Origin of the sequence: Alcanivorax limicola (assembly GCF_019931215.1) — a bacterium.
Taxonomy (GTDB): Bacteria; Pseudomonadota; Gammaproteobacteria; order Pseudomonadales; family Alcanivoracaceae; genus Isoalcanivorax; species Isoalcanivorax limicola.
On record NZ_JAIOUB010000003.1, the window covers coordinates 353,425 to 368,301 of the forward strand.

The following is a 14,877-nucleotide window of genomic DNA, read 5'->3' on the forward strand; positions in this document are numbered from 1 at the left end:
TTTCCACTGATCCTGATCGCAATCAACGTCACGAGCAATGATCTGTGTCATGGACGCAGAGTTTTGCGTTCGCTCGGTGTCACTCAAGCGATGTGAAAAGCGTCTCTGCGAGATCGCCGTCGTCGAAGTGGCGGCGGCCGATAAATGCAGTGGCCTGGGTGCCTTGCTGGCGCATGGCGCCAGCGGAAGGAATGCCCATGGGCCAGAGTGTGAAACGCTCGGGACGACGTGATGCGGGGATCAGACCGTTACTGTTGAACAGACTGGTGATGCCGCCGTCGGGCGCAGGCAACTGACGCAGTTTATCTGCAGCGTGCAGGCGGTACCGCGTCGCCGGCAGCATATCGGGCACGGTATCAGTGTGATGTATCGGTGTTGCAGCCGTGACGCCAACCAGATAGTGGGTGCCGGACTCGAGCAACAGTTGCAGTCGCTGTGTGGCCGCATCGGGTACCGGCGCTGGCGCGGTTACCGGGCGGTCGCCGTCGGGGACGCGATGTGCAATCCGGTCCGCGGAGGCCGTGCTGATGAACAGTTTGTGGTAGCAGCCGCAGGCATGAATGCTGTCATAGAACAGCACCTTGCCGTCCGGGCGCAGCGTGACGCGCCAGATCACACTGTCCAGCTCTCCCGCGTACATATCGAAACGGCCCGTGGCCGGGCGGCGCGGGAACCAGAACTGATAATTGAGCTGTAGTAGCGGGGTGTTGTTGAACCGGGTCCAGGTCAGCCAGGTGTAGCTGACCGGGTCATTGGTGAGTACCCGGATGCCGGCGTCATCAATGGCGATGGCGCCGGGATGATTGTCGTGTTTGTCCCGCTCCGTGGCGATTACCGGTGCATAATGTTGCAGCAGCACGTTGCGCGTGGCGTCATCCGGCAGTGCCAGCGGCGGCAGGTTGGCAACGTGTTCCGGTGCGGTCATTGCGCCGTCGCCTTGCGGCGCGTGTGGTGCCAGGAAGAAACGTGCCGCCTGCACATCGTTGCTCGCCAGACGGGCGCTCATGGTGCGGTGGTACCGGTTCACCGCGGGTGCTGCCAGCCGCCGTGTCAGCGGATACAGGCCGAGGGCTCTCTGCCAGGTATTGTAGCTGTCCGGGATCTCCGGCAGCGTCAGCGCGCCGATGTCGTTGCCGGCCGTCAGCTGCTGGTCAAGCAGGGCTTGCTGGCAGTGCCAGAGCGTTGGCGCCCAGTGATGATCCGGCGCCAGCCGTGCCAGTCGCGCCTGCCAGCTGGTAAAGCCCGTATCAGCAGCGAGTGTGAGCCAGGCCTCACGCAGGGCCGGGTCATGGTGCGTAAGGCCGAACAGGCCGTTGAGCCAGCGACTGCTGTGTAACCAGGGCGCGTCCGGCAGCGGTACACTGGCGGCATCATGGATGTTTGCGCGACGTAGCGCGCTGTCTGCCTGAACGAACCAGGCCTTGCAGGCTGCTGCTTCGTCGGCATTGGCGCGTGGGCGGCTGACATCGGCGAACGGAGCGTGGCCAGCGCTGTTTCGTTCACTCGCCGTTACCAGGCCGGGGGCCAATCCAGAGATAAGTATCGTCACGGCCCATGCGAGGGTCAGTGACCGGAGGCCCTGCAGCGCTGCAGTCATTCTCCTCGGTATGACGTTCAACATATTCCTCCAGTGCTGCCAGTGTGGTGCGGACATGGCGGACAGCGGCCTGATCTGCCAGCCATTGTGGCACGCCGCCGCCCGGGCTGACGCGTTGCTGGTAGTCCACCTGCGTCATGGCCTCTGCTTCCGGCCTCAACTGCCATTGTCCTGCGATGAAGGGCATGCGCACGACGCCGGGCATTGCCGGAACGGCATCACGCTCGCCCTGCATGGTCAGTGTGACGGTACCGTCCTCTGTCTGATGCCGGGAAAAGCGCGTCACCGCATCACGGGGTCGCATGGGCCAGGGTGTCCGGGTACGCATGTACACCAGGCTGTGCCCGTCATGGTGCTCAAGCAGCACCAGCTCCTCCAGATCCGGCGCCCATTGCCTGACATGGCAGGGATGCTCGAGCACCGAAAGCAGCGTGTTGACGTTGAGGGGGAGCCGGGTCGCGGCACGCACAATGTCGGGCCCGGATTGTCGCTCGCGCATGACCCGGGTTGAAACGTCAGTGGTGGCGTCGGCGCCCACCGGGTGTGCTGCCGTCACTGCCAGGCTCATTGTTAACAGCCTCGTCACCAGCAGAGCTCTCGATAGCCGGGTGGCCGGCGTCCAGGCAACGGACAAAGCGTTTCTCCAGATCATCAAGCCAGAGCCCCCCGGCAGTTATGGTGTCCTCGGGTATGGGTGACAAGACCGTCACGGCAACGGTGCTCGAGTGCATCACCAGGGCACCGGGGGGCAGTATAACGCGGCTGTTATGCAGCACGATGGGTACGACAGGCACCCCGGCTTCCCGGGCCAGCCACAATGCGCCGGGGCGAAAGGGTAGCAGCCGGCCATCGGGGCTGCGGCGACCCTCGGCGGCGATGACGATGCCGTACCCCTGTTTCAGGCGTGCCAGAGCAGGTTGCAATGCCGCACTACCGGCACCGGCGTCGCGGTCGACAAAGGCTGCGCCTGCCAGGCGCAGCAGTGGTCCCAGCAACGGGTGGCGGCGCAGGGATTTCTTGGCCACCCCGGTGATGTTCCGCCGCAGCAGGCGGGCAACGATGATCGGGTCGGCGCCGCTCTGGTGATTGATCACGAAGACTGCCGGTCGGATCGACAGCGCCGCAACATCGCCAGCCACGGCAAGACGAATGCCCGCCAGAAGATGGCCCAGCCAGGTCACGGCCGGCACGGCAATGTTGATGGCGCGCCGCCGCCCCAGGGGCATGCATAGCAGCATCAGAACGATGCCCAGCAAGGCGGGCAGGACAAAAGCAATCAGGCTGCGGATCCCGCGCATGGTCAGCACTCCTTTACAGGTCATCAGCATGACGCGATGCGGGTCAGCGCCAGGTGAGGAGTCGCAGGATACTCACGGGTTTTATAAACTGCTAAGGTTGCCCCCATTCTTTTGGCTCACAAGGACTCACATCATGGCTCTGCCTGACATGCTCAAAGGCCGGCTTACGCTGCCGGTACTGGCGTCACCCATGTTTATCGTATCCGGCCCCGAGTTGGTCATTGAACAATGCAAGGCCGGCATCGTCGGCTCTTTCCCGGCGCTCAATGCCCGGCCCCAGTCTGCACTGCGGGAATGGATCCAGCGTATCAAGCGAGAGCTGGCCGAATATGCGGCGGCAAACCCGGACAAGACGGTCGCGCCTTTTGCGGTTAACCAGATATGCCATGCGAGCAATGACCGTCTGGAAGCCGACATGGCGGTCTGCGTGGAAGAAGAAGTGCCGATCATCATCACCAGCCTGCGCCCGCCTGCAGAACTGGTCCGCGCCACGCACGCCTATGGCGGGCTGGTGTTTCATGATGTGATCAATCAGCGTCATGCGCGCAAGGCGGCAGAGCAGGGGGTCGACGGCCTGATTCTGGTCAGCGCCGGCGCCGGTGGCCATGCCGGTTCGTTGAGTCCGTTTGCCTTGCTGCGGGAAATCAAATCCTGGTACGAGGGTACGGTGATTCTCTCCGGCGCCATCGCTGACGGCGCCTCGGTGGCCGGTGCCATCGCCATGGGAGCAGATCTTGCCTATATGGGGACGCGCTTCATTGCGACGGAAGAGGCCAACTCTGATGAGCGTTACCGCGCGATGCTGGTGAAGGGTTCTGCAGACGATGTGGTCTACAGCTCTCTGTTCACCGGTGTGCATGGCAATTATCTGAGAGAGTCGGTGGCCGAGGCCGGCTATGATCCAGACAAGTTGCCACAAGGTGATCCCTCCAAGATGGATTTCGGTTCCGGCGGCAACAGCGACAAGAAAGTCTGGAAAGATATTCTGGGTTCAGGCCAGGGCATCGGCAGCATTCGTGATGTGCCCAAAGTCAGCGAGTTGGTGCAACGCCTGCGCAACGAGTTTTCTACCGCTGCGTCGCAGTTCGAACAGGTGACGCGCCCCTATCGTTGACAGATATTCTGACGTGATTGACAAGCAAGAAGTCAGCCGGGCGTGAATTCACGCCCGTTCTGATTACCCTCCGGCAACATATCAATGCACGCCTTTCACACTTCATCATTTAATCCGATATTCGCGTGAATATTCACCTGACCTCCACGTCATCGGGTCCAACGTCCCGAGGGAGTAACGTTTGCACGCTACTCGGGGCACCGGATTACCGTCATGACAAGCACTGAAGAAACGCTGACGGGCTGACGGGCAAAAGGAAAAGAAATGCGGGTGGAGGTACGTATCGTGAATCAATTATCCATGGCGCGCTGGTATAGCGCCGGAAAGATGTCAGCGGGCATGCTCATGCTCGGTCTGGCAACGCTTGTTCTCAGTGCTTGCGGCGGTAGCAGCAGCGTGAGACCCAATGTATTGCTGCTGGAAGAGCCGGTGTCGGCGGCGCTGGGCGGTACTTTTATGACACAAGATGGTGCGGTGACCGTTGTCGTGCCACCTGATGCACTCGATCAGGACGGCACATTGCGCATCGTGCGGCAGGGCGTACCGCCACGTACGCCGGACAATACGACGCCGGTGAGTGACGCCTTCGATATCCGGATTCTCGGTGCGGTAATAACAGAGAATGTCAGCATCGAGCTGGCGGTGCGGGATGCGCCGCAGCATCCTCAGGTCGCAGAGGTCCTGCGACTGGATCTCAATGGTTGGGACCGGGTTCGCGGCAGTTTTTTTCGTGCCTCCGAAAGCCGCACTATCGGTTTGACCAGAGAGACAAGCATCTTCCGTGCAGTGAACCGACAGCTCCGCACTGCCACGGGTGACGGGGTTGCCCGCGGTCAGGATGTATTCCTGTACGAAACTTATGAGAACGAAGATATCTGGGGCGGTGTGATAGGTCTGCATGAGTTGCTGAACGGACTTGCGCCGTCCACCGCTGTGGCGGTCGGCGCGCAGATTGATCTGAATCGCGTACCTCAAGGCATCGTAGATGTACTGCTTGGCGACAATTTCCAGGCCAAGCAGGATGCGCTGGAAGACCCCGCCATTACCCGGGCGCTGATTCAGGCTGATGCCGTCGTCGGCGTGCGTGGTTTCTTCGATGACATGGATAACCCGGACATGATGACGTCTGCGGGCATCACCTGCGCGCTGTGTCACGTTAACGTGACACCGACAGAGTTTGAATTGAGCGCGGGTGAACTCACGCCACTGCCCATCGGGCCGCTGGCGCTGGATGGCTTGCCCAACTACGACATGAACACCGGCGTCATCATTTCCCTGACACCGTTTGTGCAGGGCATGCCCGACGGGCAGGCGAAAGATGATCTGATCGCCGCACTGGAAGGATGGGGGCCGGGACGCCACGATGTGCGCGCCTTCGGCGCCTTCAACCCGCTGGATGACGGCGTGGACAATCCGACAACCTTCCCGCCGTTGTGGAATTTCGTCGATCTCGGTGCACAGGGCTATCGCTACAACTGGGACGGGGAGTTCATCAATGATCCGGAAAACGGACTGCCCAACGGCTTGGCCAGTCAGGCCGAAGCGGTTTATCACCTCGTGATGGGTGGCAAAGGCGCCTTCGGCACCGACACCGGCACCTTGCCGCCGCACCTGCGTAGCGCCCCACCTCAGGATTTGATTGATGCCCTGGTCGCGGCTGCCAATATGCCAAACATCATTCCGGAGCAGGATCTGCTCGACGTGCAGGACTGGCAGCGCAGTTTCACCAGCCCGGCACCGGGCATGTTCGATGAAGCACTGGCGGAGGAAGGTTTCCAGCTCTTCTACGGCCGTGCCAACTGCGGCGGTTGTCACAACACCGGAGAATTCACCGGGAATGTGATCACGGCAGCCATTACGGACGAGCCCCCCATGGGTGGGCTGGCTGGCGGTATCAAGACGCCGGGTCTGCGCGGGATCGGTTTCACTGCGCCTTACTTCCATGACGGCAGTGCTGCCACGCTGGAAGAAGTCGTGGAAACCTATTCGCGCAACCTGGGTGGTGTGCCGGATGACCTGACAGTAGAAGAAATTGCAGCGGTCGCGGAGTATATGCGCTCGCTGTAACGCAACATGCCCGGCAGTGATGGAGGTCGTCACTGCCGGGTATGATCTCGCCAGCTATCAGGTTGTTTCATCCATATCCCTGCGCTCCACAGCGGAATAATGCGAAAGTACCTTGTCGCGATCTGCCGCACTCAATGCATCAAGAATCACCCGTTGCCGATCAGGGGAAACCCCCAGACACACCCGTGCAGCGATAGCGTGGTTGCCGCCGGCACAAGCGGCTTTCCCTAACTTCACCAGGTAGGTGTTCGAAAAGCGGCGCGCAATGTTCACCACGCGTTCCGGATCGGCCAGATGCGGTGCGATATGCATCACGCCCTCGGGATCGTTCAGAGTGACGATAAAGGCACGAATCTCATTCTCTGTCAGCAGATCGGCAAAGCCGGCGGTGATCTCGTATTTCCCCTTGTCCATCAGGGCCCGGGCGATGGCGATCCAGACATCGTTGGGCATGTGATCCAGCAGATCGCGGATTTCCTGCGGCGCCAGGTACAGGGTGACATCGGCATTGAAGTCGGGCGCAAGCCGCTGGGTCACCGGCAGCATCAGCGGTCCCGGTGTGTGCACTGCCAGGGTGGCCGTGCGGCGCGGGCCGAGCACATGGGTCACGAAGGGCACCTTGATGAACAAGGGTATGAAGCGTTGTACAGACAGCAGGATACGAAAGAGTGGGCCAACCGCCGGTCGAGGTCGCGGTGTCAGTGCGGAGCTGGTCATGAGTGTTCTCCCCATAGTCAGAGTGATGTAGCACGCCAAACAGGGGGGGAGCGCCGGTAATCGGCCATTGTTGTCATAGCATCAGGCCGGGCGTTTCCCCCAGGATTCCTGATACATCGGCTGCGCCGGTAATTTTCAGCCGGTACTTTTCAACAGTGCGGCTCAACAGTGCTGCGGCGCGCCGTTATTATTGTTATCTGCGCAATATGTTGCGGTCAGCGCAGACAAAGTGCAAGGGCAATGCCGGAGCCACAGGCGGCCCCGGGGGGCGAATTTACGGTGCGGGGAGCGCGCGATCCGGTCTATCAACTGAACACTGCCTCCAGCGAAGGAGCATCCAGCAGGGCCAGCGCCCAGTTGTGCAATTGCGTTGCGTCAGCAACGCGCAGCCGATCCTGTACCCACAGTGGAACGTCGCCGAAGCGGCGCTCGATGACCGCAGTAGCAATCGCCGTGGCCTCTTCCTTGCGGCCCTGCTCCAGCCCCTGCTCAAGACCTTGCTCTCTCCAGTCCCGGGTCCAGTCTTTCACTCGTTCAGACAACATGGTATCGACCTCCTGCAAATCCTGTATCTCGGGTATGGGTGTATCCCGCATTCGGCGTGGAAGCAAGACCCGGCGTAACCAGGCGGTGATGCTACGCCGCAAATCCGCCTGCTCCGGTGTATCCAGCCAGTCTATCAGAAGTCTCAGGACCCGCCTGAAATCCTCCTTCGTGCGGCTGGTCTCCAGCCGAAACAGTGCGGCCACCAGGTTACGTTCCCCGGGCAGCGCGGCCTCCTCATAGGCGCCTTCATCCAGCAACAGGTAGCGCATGGCAGGGCGCCAGGGGGTGAGGGCGCCCGGCCCGGGGTGTATCAGGTCCGCGATGTGCTGCGGAGCGCGCCAGCGTGGCTCGCCGTTGTACAGCACAACAGGCAGCACCGGAGGCAACAGCCGGTCGCTCTCCAGCTGATCGCCGCGGATTAAATCCTGATACAGCAAGGCGACATACGCCATGATGCGCACGGCCATAAAGCGGTCCACGGAAGACTGGAATTCCAGCAGAATGTAAACGTAGAGCCAGTCGTCCCCCCAGCGCACGCGCCAGATGACATCGTCACAGCGGCTGCGCAGATCGTCCGTCACATAGCTGGTATTGACCCGCTCAAGGGTGTCGAGATCCAGTTCATTCGTCCAGGTGCCCGGTGTGAACCCCAGTAGCAGGTCCCGCACCATGGCCTGGTGCGAGAACAGCAGCCGGTAAGCGGTATCGTGGTCGTCCATGCCACACTCCTGCGCGTCCATTCAGGTGCATAGCCTGACAGAGCCGGCCGCCTGGTGCTGTCAGCCTGAGCGGAAGTGCAGGTAAGCGAATGACGTCTGGTGTTGTCAGTCTCAGGCGCGGGCTTGGCGAAAACGTTGTCGGTAGGCGCCCGGTGACACGGCGACCTCTTTGCGGAACAGGCGCCGGAATGAACTGACATCGGTGTAACCGACCTGCGTAACAATATGCTCCAGCGGCAGGTCTGATTGCTCCAGCAGGCGCTTGGCGGTATCGATGCGCATCTTCTGCAAGTAGTGTCCCGGTGGCATGCCTGCGACTTCCCGGAAGCGACGAATGAAGGAACGCTCGCTCATGTTTGCCCAGGCCGCCATGTCGCTGACAGACAGGGGCGTGTCGAGTTGCTCGCGCATGCGGTCTATCACCTGCTCAAGCGCGCTGTCGCGGCTGGCGGTGAGATGCTCGGCATTCAGGTAGGGCGCCTGCGAGGCACTGCCCGGGTCCACCAGCATGATGCGCGCGCAGGCGCTGGCCACCTGCGCGTCCATATACCGCGCGATCAGCCGCAGACTGACATGCATCCACGACGCCGCTGAGCCGCCGCACAGCAGGTTGCCATCTTCGGTGACCACTTCTCGCGGATGCAGATCGACGGCCGGGTAACGGCGGCGGAACGACTTGGTCAGCCACCAGCTGGTGGTGGCGCGGCGGCCATCCAGCAAACCGGCCTCGGCCAGTACGAAGGTGCCGCTGCAGATGCCGCACAGCACTTTGCCTGCCTGGTGTTGGGCTTTCAGCCAGCTGAGGTAGCCTTCGGGCATGGCCGATACATAATGGCTGACCTCGCGACCGGTGCGGTGATTGAAGCCGGGAATGATGATGATGTCGGCTTCGCGGGCGCGCATGTAATTGCCCTCTACCGGCAGCATGAAGCCTGCCGAGCTGCGCACGGGTTTCCCGTCCACGGAAACCACGGTCCAGCTGAACCGCTGATGTGCCGGCAGATCGGCCAGATCTGCCTGGATATTGGCGATATTGAGCACCTCAAGCGGACCGGTGACACCTGTTGCCAGAATGTCGTCTACGGCGAAAACTGTCACCTTTGGCATGAATGGCACCTCATGTGTGGCGGATATGGCCATAACAATGTCAATAACGCCACTCTTGCACTGATAAGTCAAGGCGTATTCTGAATGTGTCAATCAAGGCAGGGAGGTGCGACATGCGCACAGTAACCGGCAACTTTTACGACGAACTGTCCCGCGAACTTTTTGATCGCGATACCCGTCTGGCGCGGCCCGCCAGTCATATTCCAGTGGTCAGTGAGCTGGCTCGCCTGAGTGCCCCGCTGGGCATGGCCAGCGCAGGAGCCGGGTTGCTGATGCTGGCAGGCCTGCTGGGCGCGGCGCTGGGTCTGGTGCCGGCCTACGCTGGCAGCCTGTTCCTGGTGGTCATGGCCTGGGTGATGGTGGCGCTGGCGCTGGATGGTGACCGCCCGGTGTTCATGCTGGCTGCGGTTGCCAATCTGCTGGTCACCTTACTGGCGTTGTATCAGGGTGCAGCGATGCTGCCGATCTATGGCGCCCATGGTTTGCTGGTGGGGATTGCCCTGCTGGACCGTGTCGCCCTGAATCGCGGCGCCGTACAGATCTGGTTTGGCGCCGAGCTGGCCGCGCTCGGCGTGCTGGTAGTGACGCACTTGTAGTGATGTTTCTGTAGTGACGTTCCTGAGAGGCCTGCTCGCGTAGAGGCCTGCCCGTAAACGTGCTCCGTTCTGCCGCCCATCATCGGGCGGCTTTTTTTTCCCTTGTTGAAACAGCTCTGCACACTGCTACTGCGGCGTGCGGATCACCAGAAGTCGCTCCTCGGTCATATCGCGAATCGCCCAGCGAATGCCCTCACGTCCCAGCCCGGAATCCTTGACGCCACCGTAGGGCATATTGTCGACCCGCCAGGACGGCACATCACCGATGACCACGCCGCCGACTTCGAGCAGATCCCAGGCACGGTGCGCCTTGTACAGATCGCGGGTGAAAATACCCGCCTGCAGGCCGAAGGTGCTTGCGTTGACGGTCTCCAGCACACGATCAAAATCGTCGAAGGCTTCCAGTACTGCCACTGGACCGAACGCTTCGTCGTCGACAATGCTGCACCCGGCTGGCACGTTTTCCAGCAGCGTCGGTTCGAGCATGGCACCGTTGCGGCCGCCGCCGCACAGCAAGGTGCCACCGCGCTCCACGCCTTCCTGTATCCAGTTTTCCAGACGTTGCGCTTCCCCTTCCGAGATCACCGGACCGATAAAGGTCTCCTCGTCACGGGGATCGCCCATCTTCAGGGTGCGGGTTTTTGCCACCAGCTTCTGTTTCAGCTTGTCGTAGATGGCGCGATGGCCGTAGATGCGCTGGACGCCGATGCAGCTTTGGCCCGATTGATAGAAGGCGCCGAACACGATGCGCTCCACGGCATCTTCCAGATCTGCATCCTCATCCACGACGCAGGCCGCGTTGCCGCCGAGTTCAAGCACCACCGGTTTCTTGCCGGCGCGAGCTTTCAGGTCCCAGCCGACCTGGGGTGAGCCGGTAAAGCTCAGCAGTTTCAGGCGCTCGTCTTCGGTAAACAGGTCTGCGCCGTCGCGGTGGCAAGGCAGAATGGAAAAGGCGCCTTTGGGCAGGTTGGTTTCTGCCAGCACTTCGCCGATGATCAGGGCGCCGATGGGGGTGCGGCTGGCGGGTTTGAGCACAAACGGGCAGCCTGCTGCAATCGCGGGCGCTACCTTGTGGGCGGCGAGATTGAGCGGAAAGTTGAAGGGCGAGATGAAGGAGCAGGGGCCGATGGGCACGCGCTTGGTAAAGCCGCGATAGCCTTTTGCCCGGGCAGAAATTTCCAGATTCAGCACTTCGCCGTCAATGCGAACGGCTTCTTCCGCCGCTACACGAAACGTATCCACCAGCCGACCTACTTCGCCCCGTGCATCGCGAATCGGTTTGCCTGCTTCGATACACAGCGCCATGGCAAGCTCTTCGCTGCGCTCGCGGAAGCGCATGACGCAGTGATCGAGTACGGCCTGGCGCTCGTAGGGTGCCATGGCGGCCATGGCGGCGGCCGCCTTGACGGTGCCGGCGATGCCCTGATCAATGGCCTTGCGGTCGGCCAGGGCAACGTGGGTGGCGATCTCGCCGGAGTATTTGTCTGTCACGGCCAGGTCTTTGTTGGCGTAGATCGGCTCATTGGCCAGATAGTACGGGTATGCATCCTTCAGCATCGGGGTCTCCCTTGATGTGTTAAAGCGCGCGGGATGTATTAAAGCGCCTGGCTCAGTTCCCGGATCTCATTATTCAGAATACGGTCGTTGTCGGCGTAATCCACGGGCAGGTCAATCAGGTGCACGCCGCCGGTGACAAAGCATTGTTCGATGACCTCTTCCAGCTCGCCGCTGCGTGAAATGCGGTGGCCGTTGGCGCCATAGGATTGCGCATAGGTGACAAAGTCGGGATTGCCGAAGTCCAGACCATAGTCGTCAAACTTCATTTGCGCTTGTTTCCACTTGATCATGCCGTAGCCATCGTCACGCAGCACCAGCACGACCAGATCCAGTTTCAGGCGTACCGCCGTCTCCAGTTCCTGGGAGTTCATCATAAAGCCGCCGTCGCCACAGATCGCCATGACGCGGCGCTCGGGATAGACCAGTTTGGCGGCCATGGCGGAAGGCAGGCCGGCGCCCATCGACGCCAGCGCATTGTCCAGCAGCACCGTGTTGGGCAGATAGGCGGGATAGTTGCGCGCGAACCAGATCTTGTACATGCCGTTATCCAGCGCAATGATGCCGTTTTCCGGCATCACCTTGCGGATGTCATGCACCAGGCGTTGCGGCTTCACCGGGAAGCTGTCGCCATGGGTGCCTTCAGCGATGTGCGTCTTCAGGGCGTCGCGGATGCGCATGAACTCGCTGAAATCCCAGTGGGGTTCCGCGTTCAGCATATCTTTCAGTTGCCACAGGCTGTTGGCGATGTCGCCAATGACCTCGATCTGCGGAAAATACACCGGATCGACCTGGGCGGAATTGAAATTGATATGCACGACCTTGGGCCCGCCGCTGCGCATGAAGAAAGGCGGTTTCTCCACCACGTCGTGACCAAGGTTGATGATCAGGTCCGCCGCATGAATGGCGCGGTGGACAAAGTCGCCGTCGGACAGCGCCGTATTGCCGATGAAATGCGGATCGGTTTCGTCGATGACGCCCTTGCCCATCTGGGTGGTGACCACCGGGATGCCCAGTTTGTCGATGAACTGCCGCAGCATCTTGCAGGTGAGTTTGCGGTTGGCACCAGCGGCGACCAGCAGCAGCGGCCGTTTGGCGTTGCTGATGGCTTGTGCGGCGGCCCGTACGGCTTTTTCTTCTGCGGTGGGGCGACGTGTCAGGCTGGGTTGCAGCACTGCGGCGTTACTGTCCTCCCGGGCAATGTCCTCGGGCAGTTCAAGGTGGGTGGCGCCGGGGCGCTCTTCCTGTGCCAGACGGAAGGCCTCGCGGATACGTGACGGGATGCTGTCGCCGCTGACGATCTGTTTGGTGAATTTGGTCAGCGATCGCATCATGTCGACCACATCAATGATCTGGAACTGGCCCTGCTTGCTGCTCTTGATCGGCTTCTGGCCGGTCAGCATGACCATGGGCATGCCACCCAGCTGGGCGTAGGCGGCGGCGGTCACCAGATTGGTGGCGCCCGGGCCCAGGGTCGCCAGACAGACACCGGCCTTGCCGGTCAGGCGGCCGTAGGTGGCGGCCATGAAGCCGGCGGCTTGTTCGTGCCGGGTAATGATCAGGCGAATGCTGGAGTGGCGCAGGGATTCCAGCAGGTCGAGGTTTTCTTCACCGGGAATGGCAAACAGGTAATCCACCCCTTCGGCTTCCAGGGCTTTGACAAACAGATCCGAGGCTTTCATGTGCGGGGGCTCCGGTCACGGCAGGATGGGCGGCGTCGGCGCAAGGCCGGTACGTCGCAGCAGTCGTCACTATAGCCGTTTATGGCGCCGTGTGGGCAGGCGCGGTCAGAACCTTGCCATCAAAATTCTACCATCACGGTGATGGTGTCGCTGTAACTGCCCGGTGCGGCACCCGGTGCGGCGGGGACGCGGCCGTAAACCGGCAGCTTGATGACATTGCCGGGGCCGACACCGGTGCCGGCGGCACGCTGTCCGGCGCTGCTGCCCCAACGCTGGCTGCGGGCCGCGTCGCGGAACAGCTCATAGATCAGCAGGTCGTTGTTGGCGCTGCGCATGCGACGATTGCCCCCGGCGGCATGCAGGCCGTCGTTGAGTTGTACCGTAAAGGCGGTCTGGTTGCTGCAGCGCACGCGCACGGCAGAGGTGCTGTCCACGGCGTTGAGCAGCAGCCCCTGGGTGCCGAAATCCATGTCGGTGGTCTCGACCCGGCACTGGTCCAGAATGTTCACCCGGGTTTGCAGGGTGTAGGTACTGGACGTTGAGAAGTTGCTGATATTGTCACAGCTCTGCCCGGTATTGCCGGTGCGCACGCCGACACGGGAATTGATCAGCAGATTCTCGTGCATACCAGCACGTGTGTTGGCGGGCAGGGGGGTGAGCAGACGCCCATACAGCGTCACGGTGCCGCTGGTGGAGAAGGTGAACAAGGGGAGGGAAACACTGACGGACAGCCCGCGATTTTCGCTCTCGCCCGGCTGGCCAAGAATGATGCTGCGTGCTGAATCCCGAAACAGATTGAAGCTCAGTGACGGGTTGCCGGCAGGATTGCTCAGCTGCCGGGGAGCGATCGGACCGTTGCCGCGGCTGGCGTAAATACACATGGTGTTGGCGGTGCTGTCGAACAGGCCTCGGTCGCATTGCCAGTTCAGCTGGACCGTGGCGTCCTGGATGGTCTGTGTGAAGGGGTCCACGTCACCGAAGGTCAGTACCGGGCTGTTGGTAATGCTGCAGTTCACGGCGGACCAGGCCTGCGGCGCCATGGACAGCAACAGTGTCAGCAGACACAGTCGCAGTGCCATCCGGGTGGGATGTCGTGCGCCGGTCATGGTGTCTGCTCCGACGGCGTCAGTGCCAGCATGGTGGCTGTGCCGTTGATGCTGACGCTCAGTTGCGTGGCCGTGGTAGCGGTATCCGGCAGCGGCCAGTAAAAAACCGAACCGGGCAATACATAACCCATCAGGCCCGCGCGCCAGGGCGTCAGCTGGCCCTGCGAGTCTGCCAGAGAGGCGTCGGTGAGGCGGGCATGGCTGTTGCCGTGGTTTTCCAGGCGCAGGTGAGGGTTGCCTTCCCGGGTCGTGACGCTGGCCTGCAACCGGGGCGCTGCGTCGGCAGGTCCCTGGGTGAAGACCGGTACCGACACGCGCAGCAGCACGTTGACGGCGGCATCGCCCTGCTCCAGCAGATCGTGGGGGATTTCACTGATGATCAGGCGGTAGCTGCCTTCTGTGTCCGTGGCGGTGTTGCCGTCCGCGCGGACGACACGAGCGAGTTGTGACGCGCCCGGTGCGATCAGCGCCAGCGGCGGAGTCACGATCAGGGATTCCTGTGGCACAAGCCGGGTTTCTCCGTCCTCCTGGGACCAGGCGAACAACTGCAATTGATAATACCCCTCGGTGGCGGCGGTATTGCGCAGGGTAATGGTGCGGTTGTTCTGGGCCTGTGTCATGGAGAGCAGCACCGGGCTCACCGACAGGCTGCCCGCCTGGGTGAGCGCAGAAAACAATCCCAGGGACAGGGCCATGGTCCACAGCAGTACCAGCTGCAGGACGCGGGCCAGGCTCTGGCTGATGCTGGTTGATGTGAGGGGCGTCAAGAACATG

At 61.6% G+C, this 14,877-nt stretch carries 13 protein-coding genes; 3 read left to right on the forward strand and 10 right to left on the reverse strand.

The window, feature by feature from the left end; all coding sequences use genetic code 11:
* Positions 1 to 79: 79 nt before the first annotated feature.
* From K8B33_RS11760 to K8B33_RS11770, 3 genes are read right to left on the reverse strand one after another with little or no spacing between them, the layout of a single operon-like run.
* The gene (locus K8B33_RS11760) at positions 80 to 1,549 is read right to left on the reverse strand and encodes a hypothetical protein (RefSeq protein WP_223426688.1); all 1,470 of its coding nucleotides are present in this window, start codon (positions 1,547 to 1,549) and stop codon (positions 80 to 82) included.
* On the reverse strand, positions 1,500 to 2,153 hold the full coding sequence (locus K8B33_RS11765) for an START domain-containing protein (protein ID WP_223426689.1): 654 nt from the start codon (positions 2,151 to 2,153) through the stop codon (positions 1,500 to 1,502). Before K8B33_RS11765 ends, K8B33_RS11760 begins: the two co-directional genes overlap by 50 nt.
* Positions 2,113 to 2,895, reverse strand: a complete 783-nt coding sequence (locus tag K8B33_RS11770) for a lysophospholipid acyltransferase family protein (protein ID WP_223426690.1) — start codon at positions 2,893 to 2,895, stop codon at positions 2,113 to 2,115. Before K8B33_RS11770 ends, K8B33_RS11765 begins: the two co-directional genes overlap by 41 nt.
* 133 nt (positions 2,896 to 3,028) lie before the next feature.
* On the opposite strand from K8B33_RS11770, the gene K8B33_RS11775 reads away from it, so the two are divergent.
* Together K8B33_RS11775 and K8B33_RS11780 are read left to right on the forward strand one after the other, a co-directional pair.
* A complete protein-coding gene (locus K8B33_RS11775) occupies positions 3,029 to 4,009 on the forward strand; it encodes an NAD(P)H-dependent flavin oxidoreductase (RefSeq protein WP_223426692.1) in 981 nt (326 codons plus the stop codon).
* Positions 4,010 to 4,294: 285 nt separating this feature from the next.
* Positions 4,295 to 6,076 carry a c-type cytochrome gene (locus K8B33_RS11780; RefSeq protein ID WP_223426695.1) on the forward strand — a complete coding sequence of 594 codons (1,782 nt, stop codon included), beginning with the start codon at positions 4,295 to 4,297 and terminating at the stop codon, positions 6,074 to 6,076.
* Positions 6,077 to 6,133: 57 nt separating this feature from the next.
* On the opposite strand, the gene K8B33_RS11785 is transcribed toward K8B33_RS11780, so the two are convergent.
* The 3 genes from K8B33_RS11785 to K8B33_RS11795 all read right to left on the reverse strand — a co-directional run bounded on the left by K8B33_RS11785 (position 6,134) and on the right by K8B33_RS11795 (position 9,165).
* On the reverse strand, positions 6,134 to 6,793 hold the full coding sequence (locus tag K8B33_RS11785) for a hypothetical protein (protein WP_223426698.1): 660 nt from the start codon (positions 6,791 to 6,793) through the stop codon (positions 6,134 to 6,136).
* A 305-nt stretch (positions 6,794 to 7,098) separates the two neighbouring features.
* Positions 7,099 to 8,058 (reverse strand): Rpn family recombination-promoting nuclease/putative transposase, encoded by a 960-nt coding sequence (locus tag K8B33_RS11790; protein WP_223426699.1) that lies wholly within the window; start codon positions 8,056 to 8,058, stop codon positions 7,099 to 7,101.
* 111 nt (positions 8,059 to 8,169) lie between these two features.
* Positions 8,170 to 9,165 (reverse strand): GlxA family transcriptional regulator, encoded by a 996-nt coding sequence (locus K8B33_RS11795; protein ID WP_223426700.1) that lies wholly within the window; start codon positions 9,163 to 9,165, stop codon positions 8,170 to 8,172.
* 113 nt (positions 9,166 to 9,278) lie between these two features.
* On the opposite strand from K8B33_RS11795, the gene K8B33_RS11800 reads away from it, so the two are divergent.
* Entirely contained in the window at positions 9,279 to 9,761 is a 483-nt protein-coding gene (locus tag K8B33_RS11800; RefSeq protein ID WP_223426701.1) for a hypothetical protein, read from the forward strand.
* Between the two features lie 126 nt (positions 9,762 to 9,887).
* Here K8B33_RS11800 and K8B33_RS11805 read toward each other — a convergent pair whose 3' ends face one another.
* From K8B33_RS11805 to K8B33_RS11820, 4 genes are all read right to left on the reverse strand, one after another.
* Positions 9,888 to 11,318: an aldehyde dehydrogenase family protein gene (locus tag K8B33_RS11805; protein WP_223426702.1), complete on the reverse strand. Its 1,431-nt coding sequence runs from the start codon at positions 11,316 to 11,318 to the stop codon at positions 9,888 to 9,890.
* A 38-nt stretch (positions 11,319 to 11,356) separates the two neighbouring features.
* Entirely contained in the window at positions 11,357 to 12,997 is a 1,641-nt protein-coding gene (locus tag K8B33_RS11810; RefSeq protein ID WP_223426705.1) for an acetolactate synthase large subunit, read from the reverse strand.
* A gap of 119 nt (positions 12,998 to 13,116) precedes the next feature.
* Positions 13,117 to 14,103, reverse strand: a complete 987-nt coding sequence (locus tag K8B33_RS11815) for a Csu type fimbrial protein (protein ID WP_223426708.1) — start codon at positions 14,101 to 14,103, stop codon at positions 13,117 to 13,119.
* Positions 14,100 to 14,876 (reverse strand): fimbrial biogenesis chaperone, encoded by a 777-nt coding sequence (locus tag K8B33_RS11820; RefSeq protein WP_223426710.1) that lies wholly within the window; start codon positions 14,874 to 14,876, stop codon positions 14,100 to 14,102. The genes K8B33_RS11815 and K8B33_RS11820 overlap by 4 nt, the downstream gene beginning before the upstream one ends.
* Between the last annotated feature and the right edge of the window lies 1 nt (position 14,877).